Here is a 520-nt window from a genome sequence, read left to right on the forward strand (position 1 = left end):
ATCCCTGATTTAGCTCCCAGGTTTAGGCCTCGGGTTTAGACAGGAATCTTTGTGCTCCCACCGGTTACTTCCGGGCCCAGCAAGCTACTCGCCTCCCAACAACTTATTTGTTGCGGGAACGCTGCCACATCACAACATAAATACCGATGCCCAACGCGAAGGCGAATACCCCCAAACCAAGAATCAGGCCGGAGAAGAAGCTCATCGACGACGAGGTCGGCTTGTAGTTCGCGCTCGTGGCACCACGCTGTGCAGCACCATCAGCACTGGCGAATGCATCACCCTGACCATCGACACCTGATAGGTTTGCGCCTTCAGCACCTTCTACCGGAGCTGCTTCTTGGTTTGGGGGTATTCGCCTTCGCGTTGGGCATCGGTATTTATGTTGTGATGTGGCAGCGTTCCCGCAACAAATAAGTTGTTGGGAGGCGAGTAGCTTGCTGGGCCCGGAAGTAACCGGTGGGAGCACAAAGATTCCTGTCTAAACCCGAGGCCTAAACCTGGGAGCTAAATCAGGGAT

1 protein-coding gene is annotated in these 520 nt (G+C 54.6%); it reads right to left on the reverse strand.

Annotated elements, in window-relative coordinates; all coding sequences use genetic code 11:
- Positions 1-103: 103 nt before the first annotated feature.
- A complete protein-coding gene (locus tag A5774_RS00935; protein ID WP_064833052.1) occupies positions 104-469 on the reverse strand; it encodes a hypothetical protein in 366 nt (121 codons plus the stop codon).
- Between the last annotated feature and the right edge of the window lie 51 nt (positions 470-520).

The organism is Corynebacterium sp. EPI-003-04-2554_SCH2473622, from assembly GCF_001665955.1.
GTDB classification, from domain to species: Bacteria; Actinomycetota; Actinomycetes; order Mycobacteriales; family Mycobacteriaceae; genus Corynebacterium; species Corynebacterium pseudodiphtheriticum.